Origin of the sequence: Streptomyces tyrfis, assembly GCF_037034285.1 — a bacterium.
GTDB lineage: Bacteria > Actinomycetota > Actinomycetes > Streptomycetales > Streptomycetaceae > Streptomyces.
In genome coordinates this window covers 1-866 of the sequence record NZ_JBAGJZ010000122.1, presented here as the reverse complement: position 1 = coordinate 866, position 866 = coordinate 1, and the positions used below count along the sequence as shown (strand labels likewise).

Annotated in this window: 1 protein-coding gene; it reads right to left on the bottom strand. The window is 69.2% G+C overall.

Annotated features, from left to right (window positions below; translation table 11 throughout):
* Positions 1-64: 64 nt before the first annotated feature.
* On the bottom strand, positions 65-664 hold the full coding sequence (locus WA762_RS35485) for a hypothetical protein (protein ID WP_335941714.1): 600 nt from the start codon (positions 662-664) through the stop codon (positions 65-67).
* Positions 665-866 lie beyond the last annotated feature (202 nt).

Here is an 866-nt window from a genome sequence, read left to right as displayed (position 1 = left end):
GGGTACACGGAACCCCGGCCCGATTCCGGCGGGCCGGGGTTGTGTGTGGGGTGGTGCGGTCGGGTCAGTAGCGGTCGTCGTCGTCGTAGTCGTCGCCGAAGTCGCCGCCGTCGTGGCCGCGGTGGTGGTGGTGCTCGATCACGCGGAAGCTGCCGACGACTCCGTCGTGGACGTGGACGCCGCCCTTGACGTGGCCGGGGTGGACTCCGTCGCTGGAGCTCCAGGGGCCGACGGTCGCGATGGGCGCGCCGTTGTCGCAGGTGACGCCGCGGAAGACCTCGATGGTCCGGTGGCTGTCGTTGCGGATGTTGAGGGTCCTGGACCCGAGTCCGCTGACGACGGTCACGCAGCCGCCGCGCTCGTCGGAGTAGGTGCGCTCGTTGATGTGGATACGGCCGTGGTGGTGGCGGTGGTGGTGACGGCGCTTCTCGTGGCCGCCGCCGCCACCGCCGCCGCCGTAGCCCCTGCCCTCGTTGCCCTTGCCCTCGTTGCCCTTGCCGGAGTCACCGCCCTCCAGAGCGGTGGTGGGGGCGGCGGCCTGCTGGACCACGGGGACCGCCTGGGCCGGCTCGGACGTGGCGGCCGAGGCGTAGGTGATGCCGGTTGCTGCCAGGGCCGCCGCGGCCGCGACGGCACCGGTAACCACGGTGGAACGGGTAACCATGTCACTTCTCCTGTCTCAGGGAGGCCGGCTGAGCAGTCGGCCCGTGATTGAACGTACTGACGGTCCCCATACCTGTCATATCGGACACGTGGCCGTGGGTTTCCGGAACGCCTATCGGGGTACACGACGTACGCCAAATGCTATTTCCGGATAATCTGACGATTACTCAACTCGCCCGAAAGCGGCCCCTCTTGCGGTTCGG